At 47.5% G+C, this 20590-nt stretch carries 15 protein-coding genes; 6 read left to right on the top strand and 9 right to left on the bottom strand.

Features of this window, described 5'->3' with window-relative positions; genetic code table 11:
- Nucleotides 1-95: 95 nt before the first annotated feature.
- From ACYVFD_RS13635 to ACYVFD_RS13625, 3 genes are all read right to left on the bottom strand, one after another.
- Complete coding sequence (locus tag ACYVFD_RS13635; protein ID WP_461090690.1) at nt 96-1598, bottom strand: APC family permease; 1503 nt, start codon at nt 1596-1598, stop codon at nt 96-98.
- A 167-nt stretch (nt 1599-1765) separates the two neighbouring features.
- Nucleotides 1766-4858: a protein translocase subunit SecDF gene (gene secDF, locus ACYVFD_RS13630; RefSeq protein ID WP_461090689.1), complete on the bottom strand. Its 3093-nt coding sequence runs from the start codon at nt 4856-4858 to the stop codon at nt 1766-1768.
- Between the two features lie 120 nt (nt 4859-4978).
- The gene (locus ACYVFD_RS13625; protein WP_461090687.1) at nt 4979-5365 is read right to left on the bottom strand and encodes a hypothetical protein; all 387 of its coding nucleotides are present in this window, start codon (nt 5363-5365) and stop codon (nt 4979-4981) included.
- A gap of 158 nt (nt 5366-5523) precedes the next feature.
- Between ACYVFD_RS13625 and ACYVFD_RS13620 the strand changes: the two genes are divergently transcribed.
- Together ACYVFD_RS13620 and nadC are read left to right on the top strand one after the other, a co-directional pair.
- Entirely contained in the window at nt 5524-6078 is a 555-nt protein-coding gene (locus ACYVFD_RS13620; RefSeq protein ID WP_461090686.1) for an energy transducer TonB, read from the top strand.
- Nucleotides 6079-6205: 127 nt separating this feature from the next.
- Nucleotides 6206-7039, top strand: a complete 834-nt coding sequence (gene nadC / locus ACYVFD_RS13615; protein WP_461090685.1) for a carboxylating nicotinate-nucleotide diphosphorylase — start codon at nt 6206-6208, stop codon at nt 7037-7039.
- A gap of 108 nt (nt 7040-7147) precedes the next feature.
- Here the strand turns inward: nadC and ACYVFD_RS13610 are convergent, their stop codons facing one another.
- Together ACYVFD_RS13610 and ACYVFD_RS13605 are read right to left on the bottom strand one after the other, a co-directional pair.
- Complete coding sequence (locus tag ACYVFD_RS13610; RefSeq protein WP_461090684.1) at nt 7148-7477, bottom strand: hypothetical protein; 330 nt, start codon at nt 7475-7477, stop codon at nt 7148-7150.
- A gap of 242 nt (nt 7478-7719) precedes the next feature.
- A complete protein-coding gene (locus ACYVFD_RS13605) occupies nt 7720-8700 on the bottom strand; it encodes a pyruvate dehydrogenase complex E1 component subunit beta (protein WP_461090683.1) in 981 nt (326 codons plus the stop codon).
- 388 nt (nt 8701-9088) lie between these two features.
- Between ACYVFD_RS13605 and ACYVFD_RS13600 the strand changes: the two genes are divergently transcribed.
- A complete protein-coding gene (locus ACYVFD_RS13600) occupies nt 9089-11521 on the top strand; it encodes a TonB-dependent receptor domain-containing protein (protein WP_461090682.1) in 2433 nt (810 codons plus the stop codon).
- A gap of 110 nt (nt 11522-11631) precedes the next feature.
- Here the strand turns inward: ACYVFD_RS13600 and porZ are convergent, their stop codons facing one another.
- Together porZ and ACYVFD_RS13590 are read right to left on the bottom strand one after the other, a co-directional pair.
- Entirely contained in the window at nt 11632-13899 is a 2268-nt protein-coding gene (gene porZ / locus ACYVFD_RS13595) for a type IX secretion system anionic LPS delivery protein PorZ (protein WP_461090680.1), read from the bottom strand.
- Nucleotides 13900-13915: 16 nt separating this feature from the next.
- Nucleotides 13916-14545 carry a thymidine kinase gene (locus tag ACYVFD_RS13590; protein WP_461090679.1) on the bottom strand — a complete coding sequence of 210 codons (630 nt, stop codon included), beginning with the start codon at nt 14543-14545 and terminating at the stop codon, nt 13916-13918.
- Nucleotides 14546-14753: 208 nt separating this feature from the next.
- Between ACYVFD_RS13590 and ACYVFD_RS13585 the strand changes: the two genes are divergently transcribed.
- From ACYVFD_RS13585 to ACYVFD_RS13575, 3 genes are all read left to right on the top strand, one after another.
- A complete protein-coding gene (locus ACYVFD_RS13585; RefSeq protein WP_461090678.1) occupies nt 14754-16016 on the top strand; it encodes a hypothetical protein in 1263 nt (420 codons plus the stop codon).
- 151 nt (nt 16017-16167) lie between these two features.
- Entirely contained in the window at nt 16168-18246 is a 2079-nt protein-coding gene (locus ACYVFD_RS13580) for a ComEA family DNA-binding protein (protein WP_461090677.1), read from the top strand.
- 34 nt (nt 18247-18280) lie between these two features.
- Complete coding sequence (locus ACYVFD_RS13575; protein ID WP_461090676.1) at nt 18281-18988, top strand: putative polyvalent protein kinase domain-containing protein; 708 nt, start codon at nt 18281-18283, stop codon at nt 18986-18988.
- 14 nt (nt 18989-19002) lie between these two features.
- On the opposite strand, the gene ACYVFD_RS13570 is transcribed toward ACYVFD_RS13575, so the two are convergent.
- Nucleotides 19003-19749 (bottom strand): ABC transporter ATP-binding protein, encoded by a 747-nt coding sequence (locus ACYVFD_RS13570; protein WP_461090675.1) that lies wholly within the window; start codon nt 19747-19749, stop codon nt 19003-19005.
- Nucleotides 19750-19833: 84 nt separating this feature from the next.
- Nucleotides 19834-20565 carry an MlaE family ABC transporter permease gene (locus ACYVFD_RS13565; RefSeq protein ID WP_461090674.1) on the bottom strand — a complete coding sequence of 244 codons (732 nt, stop codon included), beginning with the start codon at nt 20563-20565 and terminating at the stop codon, nt 19834-19836.
- Nucleotides 20566-20590 lie beyond the last annotated feature (25 nt).

The raw sequence follows: 20590 nt of genomic DNA, 5'->3' as shown, positions 1-20590 counted from the left end.
CACTTATTATGTCTGATCTTTACTCTATAGACTAATGAAAAAATGCCCCTCGATTCACGATCGAGGGGCATTTTCGAATTTAAAAACTAGGAAGACTATTCTTGCGGGTGATTCAAATTGCTGTGCTTACGGCTATAGGCGAAATACACGATAAGGCCGATGATGCACCAGACAACGAATGTGATTTTTGTATCGGTGCGCAGGTTCCACATCAGATACAGATTGGCCAGAATACCGAGGGTAGCAATGACAGGAAGGGCTGGCGTACGATAAGGCCTTTCCAGGTTTGGCTCACGAATGCGCAGCAACCAAACGGCTCCGCAAATCATGGCAAAAGCAAAGAGTGTTCCAGAACTGGTCAACTGCGATACTTTGTCAATCGGGGTAACACCGGCTACAATCGATACAATCGTACCAACGAAGATTGTACTCTTCCAGGGGGTTTTAAACGTAGGGTGAATCGACGCAAAAAGACCTTTGGGTAGAAGACCATCTTTTGCCATACCCAGGAACACACGGGTTTGCCCCAGCATCATCACCAGCATTACAGACGTCAGACCGGCGATAGCCGCAATAGTGATCAGGTATACCGCCCAGTTTAAGCCTGCATCGGCAAATGCTTGAGCGACAGGAGCTTTTAGGTCGAGCGTATCATATTTAACCATACCGGTTAACACCAGAGAAACCAGGATGTACAGTGCCGTACAGATCAGCAGCGACGCAATAATGGCGAAAGGAACATCTTTCTTCGGGTTAATAGCTTCACCAGCCTGAGTCGAAACGGCGTCGAAACCGATATACGCAAAGAACACAATACCAGCGGCTGTTACAATGCCCGGTACACCAAAATGCGTTTGTCCACTATCGTCAACGACCCCATTTGGGATAAATGGGGTCCAGTTAGCGGTATCGACGTAGAAAGAACCGGCAATAATTACAAAAATGACCGTAGCTACCTTCAGCATTACAATCAAGTTGTTGGTACTGGCAGCTTCTTTAATTCCTTTTACAAGGATATAGGTTACGACCCATACGATCAACAGTGCAGGTAGGTTAACAGCAAAGGTGAAATCAGGAACAACGGTACCAGCAGCCCGTAAGGCATCAGCTTTTTCGTGGGCGGTTACCGGGTCGTTCATGAGCCACAAGGGCGGTTCTATATGGAAAAGATGGAGGAACTTTTCAAAATAGCCTGACCAGCTTACAGCTACTGTAGTAGCCCCCATCATGTATTCCAGGATAAGGTTCCAGCCGATCAGCCAGGCAAACAGTTCACCAACGGTTCCGTATGAATAGGCATAGGCTGAACCTTCAACCGGCAGGATTGACGCAAACTCAGCGTAGCACAAAGCGGCAAACGTACAGGCAACACCGGCAATGACGAAGGCTAGTGCCAGGGCTGGGCCAGCCCATTCGCGGGCCGCAATACCCGTCAAAACGAAAATACCACCGCCAATAACGGCACCAATACCTAATGAGGTTAGGCCCCAGCGGGTCAATACGCGTTTAAGTTCACTTTTCTGCGCATCAGCCGCATACGCCGAAAGCGGCTTTTTGCGCATGACGCTGGTATCAACAGGCTTTAGTTTAGTCTCCATGTAGGGAAATAGAGTTTGGTGATTGTGTCGTTTGGAAAAAGAATCTTAGGTGAAACGGTTGGGAAATATACGAAAAAAATGAGCGAATGAGTGATTGAGTGATTGAGCGATTTTTCTCGCTACTATTTATTCACTCAATCACTCATTCGCTCAATCACTCAATCACTCTATGATTGCGAAGGGCGAATCAGGGGCTTTTTGTCTTTCTTTTCCTTTTTCGTAGCCGTAAATTCTTCTGGCGTAGCAGCCGCTTTCGTCGTGAAATCGGCTGGAACAGCGTCGTAGCCAGTTTTCTTTTCAGCAATTGCTGGTATGGCCTCATCCTTCTCCTGGTCACGGCTCAGGGCATCAACCACAATAGGCGTAGCCACGAACAGCGATGAATAGGTTCCGACAATTACACCAATCAGCATAGCGAATGAGAAGCCCCGAATGGTTTCACCGCCAAAAATGAAAAGGACTAACAGTACCAGAATCGTTGAGAAACCGGTCACCGCCGTACGGCTCAGAGTGCTGTTCAGGGCGTTGTTGATAATAGTAGGAATGCTTTCCTTTTTGCCCCGGTTTTCGTTTAGGTACTCACGCACCCGGTCAAAGACCACGACGGTATCGTTCATGGAGTAACCCATAATGGTCAGCAATGCCCCGACGAAGGCCTGGTCAACATCGAGCGAGAAGGGTAAAAGCCCGTTGAAAATCGAGAAGATAGCCAGGATGATCAGTACGTCGTGGAACATAGCGACAACCGCACCATAGCCAAACGCCAGCCGCTTAAACCGGATCAGGATATAGACGAACACGACCGCTACTGCCAGCAGAATGGACCATAAAGCCGAGGTCATAATATCGTTGGCGATGGTTGGTCCAACTTTCTGCGAACTTTCAATTTTCGCTGGGTTGCCTTGCAGGCTGCTTAAGCCTTTGTAAATAGCCGCTTCGGCTTTCTTATCGGCACCCTGCGTATTGTCATCAACCAGATACGGGGTTGTTATTTTTACCTGATTAGCGCCAATACCAGTACCACCGTAGGTTTTTACTTCAGGAGATGCGCCTAATACACCTTCCAGCGAGTTCCGAACGTCGTCGGTGCTTACGGATTTCTCGAATCGCACAACGTACGAACGGCCACCTTTGAAGTCGACACCCAGGCCGAAACCTTTGATAAGAACCGAGATAATACCGGCTGCAATGATAGCCGACGAAATGGTATAATACAGTTTCCGGCGCGATACGAAGTCGAAATCTGAATCCTTAAACAGGTTCTTTGCCCACGACGACGTAAAGGTCAGCGTTTGACCGTTGCGGATGTAGTATTCCAGAATCAGACGTGTGATGAAAATAGCCGCGAACAGCGACGTCAGAATACCGATGATCAGCGTGGTAGCAAAGCCCAGAATCAGACCCGTACCGAAAATGAAGAGGACGATACCGGTCAGGAAGGTCGTTACGTTCGAGTCGATAATCGACGACATAGCGTTTTTAAAGCCATCAGCAACAGCCTGCTTGAACGTTTTACCTTCGGCTAATTCTTCCTTGATCCGCTCGAAAATCAAGACGTTCGCATCCACGGCCATACCAATCGACAGTACGATACCGGCAATACCCGGCATGGTGAGTACAGCGCCCAGCGAGGCCATAACGCCCAGTAGGAAGAACAGGTTAACAATCAGTGCGATGTCGGCGATCAGGCCAGCGCGGTTGTAGTAGAATACGACGAACCCTAATACCAGCAGGATACCAACAATAGAAGACAGTACCCCGGCACTAACGGCTTCTGAACCTAATGTCGCACCAACGATGCTTTCTTCCACGATGTTGGTTGGCGCAGGCAGTTTACCGGCTTTCAATACGTTGGCAAGGTCTTTCGTTTCTTCAACAGTGAAGTTACCCGAGATGCTCGAACGGCCATTTGGAATTTCGTTCTGTACGTTTGGCGCCGTATATACCAGATTATCCAGCAAAATTGCTACCGGACGACCAACGTTAGCGGCTGTCAGGTTACGCCATTTGCGGGCACCTTCGGCGTTCATGTTCATGGTCACTTCGGGCCGACCGCGATCATCGTAGTCATTAGAGGCATCCGTAATTACATCCCCTTCTAGTGGAGCACGTCCGCCCGACTTTTTCAGGAAATAAAGCGGCAGAATTTCTTTGCCATCGGTTGCTTTAAACGCCTTACGATCCCAGGCAAAGACAGCATCGGCAGGGAAGAGGCTACGAACTTCGGGCGTATTCAATACCGCATTAGCCCGAGCTGTATCTTTCAGGTAAACACCCAATTGGTCCTGACCAACAGGTAGGAATAATTGGGTAAGGGCATTGCCCTGAGCGGCTGCCGCAGCCGTATCATTTTTCGCTTTGCTGGCCGAGTCAGATTTATTAACCTGCGCTAATTGCGATTCAAGAGTCGATGTTCCTGACGCACCTTTGGTCGCTGTACCAGCCGTTGGAGCACCTGTTTTCAGCGCAGCTTTACGAGCCGTTTCTTCTCGCAGAAGGAAAGCACCAATGCCTTCGATAGCCGGAGCCAGTTCGTTCAGACGATATACTTCTGTAAATTCCAACTTGGCAGCACCTGTCAGCAGGCGACGTACACGGTCTGGATTGTCGACACCCGGCAGTTCGATTTGAATACGACCTGAACCGGGTAGACGCTGGATGTTTGGGTTCGCTACCCCGAATTTGTCAACCCGTGCCTGGATGATCTGGTATGCCCGTGTGATGGCGCCTTCAACTTCGGTATTCAGTAACTTTCGTACTTCGGTATCCGACGACTGGAAGTTGATTTTGCTGCGGTTAGCGCTTGTAGCAAAAACGGTTGCCAGCTTGGTATCAGGAGCCAGTTTTTTGAACTCATCCGCAAACAGGTCAACAAATTTGGCCGTGCTGGTTTTTTGATCTTCCAGCGCCAGTTTCAGTGCCTGATTGAACTTAGGATCGCGGTTGTTACCCGACAGACCACGCAGAATGTCGGCAGGGGATACTTCCAGTACAACGTGCATACCGCCTTGCAGGTCAAGACCCAGGCCAAGTTCGCGTTCGGTTACTTCCTGGAGCGTACTACCGAGATAAACGGGCTCTTTCCAAAGCGAATCGAGATAGTGTTGTTTCTTGTTGCGATCAACAAGGCCCTGCTTGTTGGTTGCGTAGGCCTCGGCATCGGACTTAATACTCCGCGAGACGAAGGTAAACGACAGGAAGTAGATGCAAATGGCTGCAATGACCCCTGTCAGAATAAGAATTCCGGTTCTGTTTTGCATTGGGAAACACAGGCAAACGCCTGCTTTGACATAAATTGATTTAGAAAGGAAACTACTCAGCCCTTAAATCGCTGAGAAACGGATGGGTAACAATAAACGGGAAGCGAACCCTAACGATGGTTAGGGCGCATTGGTGGCAATATGATGCCCAAAGACGTGCCTGAAATACGAGAAATAAAAATGCGGCAGGGTGAAATGCTGAAGCAGTACAACGCTCAACAGCAACAGAATCACAAGCGTCGGTTCGGGAAGTAGAAACGCTGTCTGGCCCGATTCGCCTACTTTTATGGCTGGTGTTACGACCGCTTCAAACTGGGCCGCGCTCAGTTGGGCAGTGGAGGCAGGTGCATCCGTTGCTTTGCCCGATTTCGACCGTTCGGCAACCGGTTTTTTCGCCACCAACTGCTTTGCCTGAGCGGTGGTGCCATACCCCCAAACGGCTGTAAACAGCAGCAAGGTGGCCAGCATCAGGCTCGAAAAACGTTGTATGACACGCGGTTGATTCATAAATTTCCTTAGCGGATGACAAATTTCGTACCAATTCGGGAAGAATACAAGTGTTTGGATAGTATAGGTTTAGAATTCTTTCTGGTCTGAAAAAAATAATTAACTTGTCACTTAATACTATTTATTGGCTATTATTTAGGATAAAGGCTAGAACCGCAATGCTCTTCTTATCTGATAATTGGATAAATAAGGTAAATGTAATTATGAAGTATACATTGATTGGGGCATTTTCACTACTTGCATCATTAGCTCTATCTCAACCGTTGCAGACAGACGTCAATCGATTGGATCAAGACCCTGTGTTTACTATAGTTTTGTCTAGAAGATTAAATTACCCTATAGCAAATGCAGAAAAGGGATATACTAAATCTGTATGTGCCCGTTTTGACATTGACGAAAAAGGGCATGTACAGGAAATCACAATACTTAATCCAGCACTTGAAAAAGGTTTGTATTTTCAAGACTTTGATACAGCCGTGAAATCTGCGTTAAAGCGTCTCCCTCCTTTACATCCGCATTATTCAGGAAAGTACATCTTACCAGTCCTGTTTTCTCTACAAGACGAAGAAACAGGTCAATCCATTGCCCCTATTAATGTAGTGTGCTCTTCTCAACCAGGAATCGTCTTGCTGAAAAGCGTGAAAGTAGTAGGCAATAAATCATATAAAAGAGGAATTAGTCCAGAACATTCGAGGCATTTCAAGCCTTACTAAACAAGAGAGCTAAAAACATTGAGAATAAAGTTGTTTATCTACAGTGTATCCGATAAGGCTCGTCAATTTTTAAGGAGTTGTAAAGCTTGGCTAAATAAGGCTTGAGAGAATCATTTAACTTGCGCCCATGAATCTGCATGAATTTATCCAATTGGCCTTAGCCGAAGATGTCGGTGATGGCGATCATACATCCTTATCAACAATTCCGGCCGATGCGCAAAAACGAGCCCGGCTGCTTGTGAAAGAAGCGGGCATTCTGGCGGGCGTAGAGGTAGCGAAAGCCATTTTTGCCGAAGTTGATCCCAGCTTCGTGGTTGATGTCCTGATGCAGGATGGAGCCAGTATTAAACCGGGCGATATCGTCCTGACTGTTAGTGGTAACGCCCGGAATATTCTGACGGCTGAGCGGCTGGTTCTTAACTGTATGCAACGCATGAGCGGCATTGCGACACACACACGTGAGCTGGTGAATCTGCTCGAAGGTACACGGGCCCAATTGCTGGATACGCGCAAAACCACGCCAAACTTCCGTATCTGCGAAAAAATGGCTACAAAAATTGGGGGAGCCGTTAATCATCGCTTCGGCCTGTACGACATGATTCTGATAAAAGATAATCATGTCGACTATGCAGGCAGCATTGAAGCCGCGATAACAAAAGCCGTTAGCTATTTGAAAGAAACAGGTCGATCACTTCGGATCGAAGTTGAGACCCGTAACCGGGCAGAAGTGGAAGAGGTTTTACGGGTTGGTCAGGTCGATGTGATTTTGCTGGACAATTTCACGCCCGATGGCATCCGGGAAATGGTTCGCCTGATCGATGGTCGATACATAACTGAAGCATCAGGGGGTATCGACGAAACTAACCTCAGAGCCTACGCCGAAACGGGTGTTGATTTTATTTCCTCCGGTGCCCTAACCCATCAAATCAAAAGCCTGGATTTGAGCTTGAAAGCTTATTGAGAGGTCAGGCTGTGGTCAAGTATGGTCAGGAGTTGTCAGGTATTGTAATAAGCAACGCTTGACGACTTCTGACCATGTTTGACAACTCCTGACCATACTTGACCTTTTTTATTTCGCCGGATTTTCATCAATGCCCAGCCGAGGTAGGGCGGGGTTAAGGATACGGGGGACGATTTTCAGCCGGAATACCCGCAAACCTGCCATCGTAAAGTCGCAGCTATAAAAATCTCGTTGTTTAACGCCCCTGTAAACGGCTGTATAGTTGACCTTTGGCGGCCAATTGTTGAGTGCTAGTTCGGCCGTAATAGCATCGACCGCTTTTCGCAGGTTCGAAAAGAAAATGACGGTCGGTTCCCGATGGCGTATGGTGCTTAAGGAACCAACATAGTTAATCGTTACTTCATAAATTATTTTTCCAGCAGGTCGTAAGGTTGCCATGTATTGTTGGATATTCTCAATTTTTAGGCAAGTTTATGTAAATCATAAATAAGTTGAAAAATTATTTGACTATTTTTCATTGCTTAAACTAGATTCTGCCAGTAGGCGTTTTATCTACAATTACGCCAATCAAAATCCCGACTGTGTAAACGGCCGGGATTTTTCATTGTTGAGTGGCTTAAAACGAAAGGAGCGATAACCTGTTAGGCCATCGCTCCTTTCGTTTTGAAACCAAGTCGGTTTTACTTCTTATACATCACCGATTCAACGGCCTGTAACGTACGTTTTACGTTAGGCAGAATGGCTTCAATAAGCGTTGGCGCATAAGGGAGGGGTAGGTCCATGCTGTTGACGCGAATGACAGGCGCATCCAGATAATCGAACGCATTCCGTTGAATGTTATAGGTCAATTCAGACGAGATAGCTGCCAGTGGCCAGGCTTCTTCCACAATCACACACCGGTTGGTTTTCTTCACCGAATTGATAATCGTTGCATAATCGATTGGACGAACCGAACGCAAATCAATAACTTCAGCCGAAACGCCATTTTTAGCCAGTTCGTCTGCCGCAGCCAGCGCCACTTTCATGATTTTACCGAAGGAAACAATCGTTACGTCGTTGCCTTCACGAACCACATTCGCCTGACCAATCGGGATGAGGTATTCCTCTTCGGGAACCTGACCTTTATCGCCATACATCAACTCCGACTCCATGAAAATAACGGGGTCATTGTCGCGAATGCATGATTTCAGCAGACCTTTAGCATCATAAGGGTTTGAGGGTACCACCACTTTCAGGCCGGGCGTATTGGCAAACCAGTTCTCGAAGTTCTGCGAGTGTTGCGACGACAGCATACCGGCATTGCCCGTAGGGCCCCGAAACACAATCGGGCAGGAATATTGCCCGCCCGACATCGACATAACTTTAGCCGCTGAGTTAATGACCTGATCAATCGCCACCAGCGAGAAGTTGAACGTCATGAACTCAATAATGGGCCGTAAGCCGTTTATCGCAGAGCCGACACCAATACCTGCGAAACCAAGCTCAGCGATGGGGGTATCGATTACCCGTTCCGGACCGAATTCGTCCAGCATACCCTGGCTAACTTTGTAGGCACCATTGTATTCGGCGACTTCTTCGCCCATCAGGTAGACCAGCGGGTCCCGGCGCATTTCTTCCGTCATGGCCTCCCGTAGGGCTTCGCGGAACTGTATTTCTCTCATATTGAGTGCATTAATTTCGGTTAGTAACTTACCCAATTGCACTATGGCCTTGGGTGAGGGGCTAAAAATCAGCCAAAATTAGGCAAAATGACCTGATTCGTCAAATCCGATTCCTAGCTTTCCTGAATCTTAAAAGAGTAGGTATATAACGAGGGAAAAATCAGCTTGTTTAGTTGGCCTTTACCCATCGGCGAAACCATAATGCTGATCATATCAGGCAATGAAAAGCAGATTATGCTGCGCCAATTGTTAAAGAATGTCAAAGATTGTTAAAGAATCATAACGTCATCAACCGCTAGTTTTTGTCACATTACTTTTGCCCGGCAACTCGGTTAGTTGCTCAGTAAGGTAAAGACAACTATTAGCTATGAAATGTTGATTCTCCGTTATGAAAAACCTTTTCCTGATTCTCCTTTATCTATCACCTTGTCTTTCATTTAGTCAATCAAGCAGTGGGCAAATTCGTGGTATACTGAATGATTCACTAACGGCTAAGCCTGTTCCTTTTGCCACTGTGGCGCTTAAAACAGCAGACAATAAGCTCGTTACAGGTACGACTACTAAAGAAAATGGGGGTTTCCATTTCGAAACAGTCGCTGTTGGCGCGTATAAACTAGAAATCTCCTTTGTGGGGTATCGCACTAAAACACTGGAGGGCATCAGGTTAACGACTGAGCAATCACGGATCGATCTAGGACAAATTAAACTGGTAGCCGATACGCGGGATTTGAAGGAAGTGGCCGTGGTTGGGCAGAAAGCGTTGGTCGAAGATAAAGGCGATCGGCTGGTGTATAATGCCGAAAAAGACGCAACTAATACGGGTGGTACAGCCGCTGACGTGCTTCGTAAAGTACCGATGCTTACAGTTGATCTGGATGGCAATTTAAAAATGCGGGGTAGCGGAAACATTAAAGTGCTGGTGAATGGAAAACCGTCCAGCATTATGGCTCGTAATCTGGCCGATGCGCTTAAACAGATGCCTGCCAATAGTATTAAATCGGTGGAGGTCATTACAAGTCCTGGTGCAAAATACGATGCTGAAGGATCGGCAGGAGTTATCAATATTATTACCAGGAAAGCTATTCAGGGAACAAATGGTACTGTTAACCTGACCGGCGGAAACTTAAATCGGTCAATCGGTGGGAACCTGACTGTGAAAGGGAAAAAGCTTGGTGTTGCGCTTTCGCTGAATGGCTACCAATTCCGGGGAATTGGCGAAACCAACAGCACCCGTACGGCTCTTGCGAACGGGGTCCCGACAAGTATTTTGACCCAAAGTACGTTTCGCGATAACACTGGTACGGGTGGGTACGGAGAAATGAGCGTTGATTATGATCCAGATACGACGAACCGAATCAGTTTTTCGGCTAATGCTTGGGGCGGGGCCTTCCCCAATAATAGCACACTGGATAGTCGCCTGACCGATACGCAGGGGAACATAGTACAAGCTTACCACCGTGACATTCGGTTTCGAAATCCTTTTGGTAATACGGAGTTTAATCTGGGTTGGACCAAATCGTTTAAGAAGCCAGGACAGGAGTTTTCGGTTTTGACACAATATGCCCGGATGCCTGATAATTATTATTACACGATTCGGCAAACCGGAATTGAATCGACCATACCGACGTACCTGGAGCGGAGTACAAACCTCAGCCGCAATAATGAATACACGCTCCAAACGGATTATGTGCATCCGTTGACGGCCCGAACGAAACATGATACGCTTAGTGTCAAACTGGAAGCTGGCGCCAAGACAATTTTACGGAACATCGGTAGTGAGTATGTGATCGAACAGGCAACGACTGGCCTTGAACAGGATTACACGATTGACCCAAATCGGACGAACGAGTTTACGTATAGCCAACGGGTTACGTCGGGGTATATGTCGCTAAAAATGGACTCGAAACGAAAATGGAATCTGACAGCAGGCGTCCGGCTTGAAAACACGTCTATACAAGGTGATTTTGTAACCACGCAAAGTCGGTTCACAAATCAATATCAAAACCTGATTCCGAGTTTTACTTTGGCGAAAACCTTCCATACTAAGCATACCGTAAAAGTTAGTTATACCCAACGGATTTCGCGCCCAATGATCTGGTACCTGAATCCCTACAAGAACTATAGCGACCCCAAAAACGTCCAGACAGGTAATCCGTTTTTAAATCCCGAATTGACCCATGCTACAGAACTCTCGTATAGTACATTCGGGAAAGAAGGCTCGTCATTTAATGCGGCTTTATTCTGGCGGCAGACGAACAACTCCATCGAGTGGTTATCCACTGTCGATGCGCAGGGTGCAGCCTTATCTTCACCACAGAATATTGGACGAAATGCCAGCTATGGCGCGAATATGAATTTTACGCTTCAGCCTAACAAGCAGATTAATATTAGCCTGAATACCGATCTAACCTATGTAGATTTAACAAGCGTTGCGCTAAATCAGCGTACGAGCGGCTGGGTCTGGAGTGTGGGTCCTAATGCATCGTATAAATTACCAAAAGATTTCACCGTGCAGGCGAATGGCTACGTTAATTCAGGATGGATTTCGCTACAAAGCCGGAATTCAGGCTGGTATTATTACGGCTTGTCGGCCAAGAAAGAATTCATGGATAAGAAAATCACGCTGACACTCAACCTTAATAACCCGTTTAACCGAAGTAATCGGCAAACTGGCGAGCAGTTTGCGCCTACCTTCACGGCCCAAAATACGTCGCTGTTTGTCAATCGCTCGGTACGTCTGACCTTGAGCTATAAGTTTGGTCAGATGAGTTCAGGGGGTAAACAGAGCAAAAAAATAAGCAATGACGATGGCCGACGGTAAGTAAATGGACAATGTAGAATGAATAATGCGTAATGATAAGGGGTTGAATAACAGATATTTTCCATTTTGCATTATTCATTCTACATTGTCCATTTATTCAAATTACCTTTCTAGCGAACAACGGCCAGTTTACCGGCTAGCCCTTCCAGTCCATCGGAGGTGACAACAACGAGTAAATAAATTCCGGTTTGCGCCTGACGACCCTGGTAGTCTATCAAATTCCAGGAAGCCGTTCCGCCCTGCGAGCGGGTTTCATACACCAGCTTGCCGCCCGCATCCAGAATTTTTACGGTTGCATTCTCCATAAGCCCTCGTATGCCCACCGAACCTGTAAAGTCAGGTCGGACTGGGTTTGGAAAAATAGTAAGATTGCTAAGTGCATCGGCAGGTTCGGTGGCTGGCCCCTGGTACGATACCAGACCGTTAGGCGTCTGGATAAAGATTGCCCCACGGGTAGGTTCGATGGCTAACGCCTGAATGGAGTTGCTAGGTAGTGGGCTATTCTCGGCCGTAAACGTATCCAATAGCTGAGATCCGTCGGGAGCAACGTGGTAGATTCCTTTCTGAGTCCCAATCCATTTCCGATTGCCGCCGTCTACTGCTATCGCCGTAATCAGTTCATTCGCCAATAGTCGACGACGATTCAGAATAGGGGGTTGTGCGTCAATAACCGAATCGAATGCTCCAGCCGGATTATCGAAAATCGTGGGGCCTAAGTCAGTACCTACCCAGATAACCCCGTTCCGGTCTTTCACCAGCGCACGAACGCTGTTGGTTAATAAACCGCCCTGGCCCGTTTGTGTGGTTAAATACCGACTGCGATTTGTTTGTGGGTCGACAACCAACAGCCCTCCTCCAACATCAGGCCGGAGCCACAGGAAACCGTTGTCGTCCGGTACAATCTGGACAATATTCGTCTGTGTAACGATGGGAAACGATTGAAAGCTGCCGTCGGGTCGGCGTACATGTAATGTAGCCGATTGCGACGAAGTCGTTCGTCCAGTGGTTAGCCACAAATTACCTTCCGAATCGGTCGCCAGGCTCGTAATGTACGGGCTAATGGTCGCTGGTAGTGTAACGATCGTTAAGTTCAGGTCTTCTGTCTGACTAAGCAGACCTGCTCCGAATATGCTTAGATAAAGTCGTTGCTCAGATGGGAGATAGGCGGCTGCATTAAAACCTATCGTGGGGCCCATGATCGATTGCCAGCGACCGGTTAACACGGAGAACTGATCGCCCGCTACCCCATTGGAACGTACCAGCGTCGCATCAAGCGGGCCGTTGGGTAAGGCTATAAGTAACTGGGGGTAGGCATAAAGCCGGGCAAAATTATCGCGGCTGGGTCCTTCAGGGCCGATACGGAATAAGCCATTGTTTGATAAAATACCCCCCTGCGTGTCGGCTATCCATGCCTGATTGCCATCCAGGATTACTTCACGTGGATTCGCTGTTAAGGGCGTACTGACCGAAGCTGATCCGGGGAATGTGATACTCCGCTCTGTGGCAATTATCAAACCGGTAGCTGATGTAAATGCCCGAATCAGGCCATTGGTTATGGCTTGCGTGAGAACCCATCGACCCGTTTGCCGCTCAAAAATCCCCCGGCCATTTACGGTAGCTGTTAGTCGATTCTGATTGGCTACAATGGATTCAAGTGGTTGAGCAGGTTCAGCAATTGCTCGCCAGTTGGCTGGGTCAACGATATTTACATTGGTGGCAAAACGGATAGCTCGTAGTTGAAGGCCGGTATCCGTTGACCGTAATGGCCCAGTCAGGGCATACAGACTATCGGCGGTTGCGGCCGTCTGATAAATAGGCAGGGGCGTTCCGTCGGTACGCTGGCTAAAATACGTATCCCGAATCTCGTTCTTGACCAAATCTAAGACGACCAAACCAAAATCAGTGCTTAGGTAAGCGTAATTACCGATTCGGTTGATGTGGTAGATTGTTCGAGCGGAGGGTAGGGTAGAAGCGGCTACAATGGTGTTGATGTTGATCACCGTTCCGGGACTTCCATCATCGGTCACCGTCATGACGTCCAGATTACCACTTCGATACGCAATAAGTAATTTGGCCTGATCGGCCAGATACAGCAGCCGACTGATGCCTACATCGTTTAGTCCCGAGATTTTGCTTAGGCTTGTGGTTTCCTGTGTGGTTTTGTCGTAATAAAAGAAGCCATTTTGGGTGGCCGCATATATTTTCGTGCCAACCACAGCTATCGACTGCCCGGATCGGTAGCTAACATGCGTTTGCCAGGTACCGATCTGGGCGAACAATGACGAATGAACAATGAGTAATGTACAATGAATAATGGATAATGAACGCGAAGGCCATTTACACTCAACGAGATAACTTATCCATTGTACATTACTCATTATTCATTACACTAGTTTATGCATCATTCTTAACGTCTTCGTACGCCCATTCCTTTCGTACGGCATCGTCGCCCAGATTAAAACAACGACGACAACGGGCTTCGTAGCTATCTGTTTCGCCCAGGAGAACTCGTTCCTGGGACGGCACAAGACGGTAAGAGTACTGCGCAATGTCGCCACAAACCACGCAAATAGCGTGAACTTTGGTAACATATTCGGCGATTCCCATCAGCTGAGGCATACAACCGAATGGTTTTCCGGCAAAGTCCATATCGAGCCCCGCCACGATTACGCGTTTGCCCTGATTGGCCAGCTCATTGCAGATATCAACGATGTCTTTATCGAAAAATTGAGCTTCATCGATGCCAACTACTTCACAGTCACCCGCCAATAATAAAATTTGGCGCGCTGTTTGCACAGGGGTTGAATGAATCGCTATGGATGAGTGCGAAACGATGTCTTCGTCGTGGTAACGGGTATCCAGAGCAGGCTTAAAAATCTGAACCTTCAGTTTAGCAATCCGGGCACGGGTGAGTCGGCGAATTAACTCTTCCGTTTTTCCGGAAAACATGGAGCCGCAGATGACTTCGATCCAGCCAGTGCGTAGATGAGGGGGTTGACGTCGAGGGGAAGGTTCAATAAACATGAGTAAATAACAAAAACGTAACGACTATAACCTACTTGTACCTTTAACGTATATGATTTCCCGGCAAGGACACTGTTTCATCTATCCTCTTGGGTTGCCCGTTGTAGGATTAAACCACGGGTTACAGCCCGCTGCATTTGATTTCTTCAGCGATAACAGCCGGTTTGTGGCCGAAAGCTATATATTTACAAAACAAAGGCTTTTCCTAATGTCGAACAAGTTTAACGCCAACGCTCTCACTGAATATAGCAAGTCTTATGCTCGCCGGATTGCTGCTGATTTTTATCAACAGCATACGACGATCAACGGTCAGCAAATAATGTCTTTGACCCCCATTAATCAGATAAACCTGTTCATTATCAGTAGTTTATCCGATAAATGGCAGGCTGATGCCGAAAAATTCAGAAGCCCCTATTTCGACTTTACCAACGAGGAAGTACAGGAGGCATTGCAGAACTTCATGAACGTTGTTTCGCAATACATCTGTGTTCGACGTGAGCACCTCGAACCCTTACTGGCCGATGCTGTTCGACGTACGATTGTCATGATTTTCGACCCTCGTTCGTATTTTGATGATGTGTTGCGGAGCCAGCCCGACTTTACGGTGACGGCAGCTGCCATGAAGCAAATCACGCGTTACACGAAAATTAACCAGTTCATTCCGGCTTATATCACGCAACGAATGAACGGGAAATCGTTCATCTATGTGAATCAGGCGTTGATTTATCTGGACGAAGCACTGACTCAGAAAGGTAATGAGCTGGAGCCATACGATAAATTTGTGACGCTCTTTTCGGAGAAGCTTCCCATGAATGTGTCGACGTTGCTGCGGAGTCATGTTCCCGACACGTTATTGGCAAATCCAACCCGTTCATTTTTCGATACAGCCACCGATTCGTCAATACCACCAGCGCCGTTGGTTCCGGCTGAATCGGTTCCGGAAAGTGCAGCTCCGCCAGCCATACCGCCCCAACCTGATCCAACTCCTGACCCTGATGTCACCGAAACGGGAAGCGTCGGTGGACCGATGTTCCTGAATGGCTCAGCCGGACCGGAGCCGGTAGCGCCGATTAGTCAGCCATCACAACTGGAAACAGGGGCTATCAGCCAACCGACGACAACCGAAGGAAACCCTGTGTCCGTATCCAGTGACGCACCCGCTACCCTCAATGATGCCTTACGAGAAACGGTACCGGCTGAACCGGCTACGGTTGCCGAGACCTTCCACCGGGCACCAATCGAAAGCGTGGCCCGGAGTATATCCCTGAACCAGAAGTTTCGGTTTATCAATCAACTGTTCAATGGAAATTCCAATGCGTATAATCAGGCCGTTGACGAGATCGATAAACTGAGCAACTATGGCGAGGCACTGGACCTAATTTCGTACCGGTATGCTTCGCAATATATGTGGGATATGAGTAGCGATGAGGTTAGCGAACTGGTCGAGATATTAAAACGTCGCTTCGCCTAGTTTCTGGCAGCAAGTATCTTTTCTTTTATTAATGTATCTTTTGGGCCGTCCGTTCGTCCAATAGGACACCATGCTTCCAAGAGGCTGTTTATCAGACAAATTTAGGAGCAATGGTAGTTTGTAACGATTTCGGACTGAACCCCAAACGAGATTGCGAACGGTTTACCTGCTCTGTCTAGCCGGATGGTTGGCTTCATCGGCTGCTTTTTCGCAAACCAATGCACCGGTGCGTCGGGATGCTGACATAAGTCGGTATCTACAGGATTTATTTCCCGTACAAACGGAGGGTATCGATTATCAGGCGGTTTATGACGCTCTGACGCAGCTATACGCAAATCCAATCGATCTGAATACAGCTACCCGGGATGAGCTGGCAGCTACTTATCTTCTCTCTGAGCGACAACTGACAAGTTTAGCCAACTACCGGGCTGAGTTCGGCGACCTGCTCTCGATTTATGAACTACAGGTGGTTCCCGACTTTGACTTGCCGACGATCCGGCGTTTGCTTCCATTTGTTGACATAGCAGGAACCCGGGGTCTATTAGGCGCTTTGCCTACGCCCACGGATAATTACCTGATTGTCCGTTATGAACGTGTTTTGGAAGAACAGAAAGGATTTTCAGAAGCAACTCCCGATAAGAAAGGGAACCTGCCCACGCGCTATCTGGGAGATGCCAGCCAATGGTATGTTCGGTATCGCTATAGTCGCCCCCGCGCTTTTAGTTTCGGATTGACACTGGAAAAGGACCCTGGTGAGCGTATCGACTGGCAACCCGGCACCCGGCGTTATGGCGCTGATTACGTATCGTTTCATGCGCAGATTCAGAATCGAGGGCGCTGGAAAAATGTTCTGTTGGGCGATTATCAACTACAGGTAGGTCAGGGCCTGATTTTATCGGCAGGGTTTGTGCTGGGTAAAAGCTCCGAAACCGTACTAACAGTCCGGCGGCCAACGTTGGGTGCTCGTCCGTACACATCCCTGACCGAGTATGGGTATTTTCGAGGGGTAACCGCTACCTATGCGTTGAGTCGAAACATAAACATAACCCTACTAGCTGCTCGAAATCGGAGGGATGCTAATATGGATAGTTCGAGTATCGGGCGGGTTGCTACTTCGCTGCAAACTTCGGGCCTTCACCGAACTCAATCAGAGATTGATGATCAGCGTAGCCTGGTCGAAACCAATCTGGGAGCCCACTTACTCTACCAGAATCGCAAGCAACTACAACTGGGATTTACAGTGTTGCGTACTACGTTTGATACGTTTTTCCAGAAGCGCGATTTAGCCTATAATGCGTATGAGTTTACCGGCACGCATAACCTTGTTGTGGGTGTGCATGCGGGCTACATCTGGCGAAACTGGAATCTGTTCGGTGAACTGGCTCATAGCAGTGGCTCTGCCACGAACTCAGGTGGGACAGGGTTTGTGGGTGGAGCTTTGGCCAGTCTTACCAAGAAACTGGATGTGGCTGTCGCCTTGCGGCATTATGATCGGAATTTTCATAGTTTTTATGGAAACGCTTTTAGCGAAGGAAGCCGGAACATCAATGAAGAAGGGGCTTATCTGGGCCTAAAATATACCATTTATCGAAAGCTGACTGTAGGTGGCTTTGTCGATTACTTCAATTTCCCCTGGTTGAAATACCTGGTTGATAAACCGTCAAACGGCTTCGATTATTTAGTTCAGGTCCGCTATAGCCCCAATCGACAAACGGCCTTTTACGGGGTTTATCACGAAGAACATAAACAAAAGAATCTGACGGTAGATAAACTGAAAGATGTAGTCGGGACCACGCGAAGAAGTTATGCACTAAATGCTGAGTATACGCTGATGCGAGGCTTCTCCCTTCGGTCGCGTGTACAGTGGGGAAGTTTTAGGTATACTGGCCAACCGGCATCAACTGGGTTTACACTGGTACAGGACGCAACATGGGATTATCATCGACTAAGCCTGAGCGGACGAGTCGCTTTATTCGGGACAGATGATTACGACAGTCGGCAGTATGTGTACGAACGCGATGTACTCTATGCGTTTTCGTTCCCAGCTTACTTTAATCATGGCTTTCGTCATTATTTACTGGTACAGTACAATCTAAGTCGTCATCTGGATATATGGATGCGCTGGGCCAGAACGAACTATACCAATCAAACAACCGTCGGTTCAGATCTGGATCAGATCAATTCTCCGCACAAAACCGAAGTGAAACTACAGGCCCGATGGCGGTTTTAACCGATTCACTAATAAAACGCTTATCTTTACCTAAATGACCAATCGTTACGACGATGAAGAAAGTCAAAGAAATCGAATTGAACGACTTCCACAAAGCGCTGAACGAGCGATTGATCAGGAAAGTCTCCGAGCAGCCCTCGATGTCACAAGAAGAGTTCATCGAGCAAACCCGTCGCTTAGCCCGGCAATCCAATCGGGATACAGTGAAATCTGGCAAATAAGTGAAGAAATCAAGTTGCTCGAAGCACAGGCTTTATATGCATGGGCAGTAGCGACAAATTACTTGTGGGATGCTGAACAATTCTCTCTGCTTTGGTATGAGTCAGGCTGTATTGAAGGAGGGGAACATCAAGTTGTATATAATGGTGATGTTGTTTTGAAACGAAACAATTTAGCTTTTCACACGAGCTATTTGGAATACCTTGAACGATTAATCCTGCACAATTGGTTATTCCCTGCTACGTTCTATCGATTTGAAGGCTTAATGCTTGTTAGTGAGTTGATTGACGAACTGCCCCAATTACGGCCAGTTGTTTCCCAGAAGGCGATAAGCGCTGTGCGAGGAGCTAGCCGCGAGGAAGTGGAAGCATTAATGAATCAGTTAGGCTTTATACGTCGGTATGAAGACAACTATGTCAATGCCGATCAAACTCTTTTTATCGAAGACCTTCACGATCAGAACGTCTTAGTTGATAAGGCTGGTGATTTGCTGATTTTCGATCCGGTAATTTACCTGTATTGATTTAAAATCAACGTTTACTTTTCCATTTCCCGGATTAGCTTATTGGCGTTGATGAACTCGTTCAATTCAGGAACATCCGACTGCGTAAGCGTATTGCTGTTGCCTTCCCATAGTTTTTCACCCTGATAAAGGAACATAATTTTCTCACCGATTTCCATCATCGAATTCATATCGTGCGTGATGACGACGGTCGTGATCTTGAACTCATCGGTGATTTCGGAAATGAGTTGATCGATTTTGATAGAGGTGAGTGGGTCAAGGCCCGAGTTGGGCTCGTCGCAGAATAAGTATTTGGGATTCAAAACAATGGCTCGGGCAATACCGACTCGTTTTTTCATTCCACCACTGATTTCAGAAGGCATCCGATCGGCGGCTTCGGCAAGGCCAACCCGGCGCAGGCATTCGTGAGCACGATCCAGTTTGTCGCTTTCGGCCTGTTCGGTGAGCATGTCGAGCGGGAACCGAACATTTTCCAGTACCGTCTTCGAATCAAACAGGGCGGACCCCTGAAATAGAACTCCCATTTCCCGCCGAATGGCCTTCTGCTGGTTCAGATCGCTTTCCAGAAAATTACGGCCATCGTAAAGAACCTCGCCCGAATCGGGTTTTACAAGGCCAATCATGCACTTCAGCAATACGCTTTTACCCGTACCGCTACTACCTATGACCAAGCTTGTATCCCCTTGTTTAAATGTACCACTAACGCCCGCCAGAATCTGACGCCCGCCAAAGGACTTCGCTATATTTTTGATTTCAATCATCGGTTCAATGATTGAATGCCTGAATGATTGAATAGCTTACTTCGGCTCTTTTATTCAATCATTCAATCATTCAGGCATTCAAAATTACGTGAGTAACATCTGGGTTAAAATAAAGTCGGCGGCTACGATGGCAACGCAACTGTTGGTGACGGCAGCCGTTGAGGCCGCACCCACTTCGAGGGCTCCTCCGCTTACGTTGTACCCTCGATACGCTGAAATCGTTGAGATTAAAAAGGCAAAGACTACCGTTTTAATAAGCGCGAACGTAACACCGAAGGGCTTGTACTCGAAGCGAAGGCCCGACACGTAATCTTCTGGGGAAATAACGCCTGCCAATGTTCCGGCAATATAGCCACCCAAAATAGCCAGAAAGCCCGCCATAATAACCAATAATGGAAACATGAGGACAGAGGCAATCACTTTCGGCAGAACCAGATAAGAGCTGGAATTGATACCCATTACCTCAAGCGCGTCGATTTGCTCAGTAATACGCATCGTGCCAAGTTCACTGGCAATATTCGAACCGACTTTTCCGGCCAGGACGATACACGATAAGGTTGGGGCTAATTCCAGAATTGAACTGTCGCGGACAATAAGGGCGATAATGTTTTTTGGAACGAACGGATTGGTAAGGTTATAGGCCGTTTGTACACAGGTGACAGCACCGATAAATGTGTTGACAAGCGCTACGATGAAAATAGAGCCAACCCCAATATTGGTGCATTCATTGAGGATAAGACCCATATACACTCTAAATTTCTCCTGGTTACGGAAGAGCGTACTCAAAAAGATAAAGTAACTGCCTAATCGTGACATAAATCGATAGCGAAGACTGTACCCG

It is taken from the genome of Spirosoma gilvum (assembly GCF_054776815.1).
This window is presented reverse-complemented; position numbering and strand designations above follow the sequence as displayed.

Excerpts from the sequence above, each read along its gene's own strand:
- ACYVFD_RS13610 (WP_461090684.1), bottom strand. The coding sequence starts at position 7,477 with ATGGCAACCTTACGACCTGCTGGAAAAATAATTTATGAAGTAACGATT.
- secDF (WP_461090689.1), bottom strand. The coding sequence starts at position 4,858 with ATGCAAAACAGAACCGGAATTCTTATTCTGACAGGGGTCATTGCAGCC.
- ACYVFD_RS13565 (WP_461090674.1), bottom strand. The coding sequence starts at position 20,565 with ATGTCACGATTAGGCAGTTACTTTATCTTTTTGAGTACGCTCTTCCGT.
- porZ (WP_461090680.1), bottom strand. The coding sequence starts at position 13,899 with ATGAGTAATGTACAATGGATAAGTTATCTCGTTGAGTGTAAATGGCCT.
- ACYVFD_RS13570 (WP_461090675.1), bottom strand. The coding sequence starts at position 19,749 with ATGATTGAAATCAAAAATATAGCGAAGTCCTTTGGCGGGCGTCAGATT.
- ACYVFD_RS13575 (WP_461090676.1), top strand. The coding sequence starts at position 18,281 with ATGACCAATCGTTACGACGATGAAGAAAGTCAAAGAAATCGAATTGAA.
- ACYVFD_RS13625 (WP_461090687.1), bottom strand. The coding sequence starts at position 5,365 with ATGAATCAACCGCGTGTCATACAACGTTTTTCGAGCCTGATGCTGGCC.
- ACYVFD_RS13605 (WP_461090683.1), bottom strand. The coding sequence starts at position 8,700 with ATGAGAGAAATACAGTTCCGCGAAGCCCTACGGGAGGCCATGACGGAA.
- ACYVFD_RS13600 (WP_461090682.1), top strand. The coding sequence starts at position 9,089 with ATGAAAAACCTTTTCCTGATTCTCCTTTATCTATCACCTTGTCTTTCA.
- ACYVFD_RS13585 (WP_461090678.1), top strand. The coding sequence starts at position 14,754 with ATGTCGAACAAGTTTAACGCCAACGCTCTCACTGAATATAGCAAGTCT.
- nadC (WP_461090685.1), top strand. The coding sequence starts at position 6,206 with ATGAATCTGCATGAATTTATCCAATTGGCCTTAGCCGAAGATGTCGGT.
- ACYVFD_RS13635 (WP_461090690.1), bottom strand. The coding sequence starts at position 1,598 with ATGGAGACTAAACTAAAGCCTGTTGATACCAGCGTCATGCGCAAAAAG.
- ACYVFD_RS13590 (WP_461090679.1), bottom strand. The coding sequence starts at position 14,545 with ATGTTTATTGAACCTTCCCCTCGACGTCAACCCCCTCATCTACGCACT.
- ACYVFD_RS13620 (WP_461090686.1), top strand. The coding sequence starts at position 5,524 with ATGCTCTTCTTATCTGATAATTGGATAAATAAGGTAAATGTAATTATG.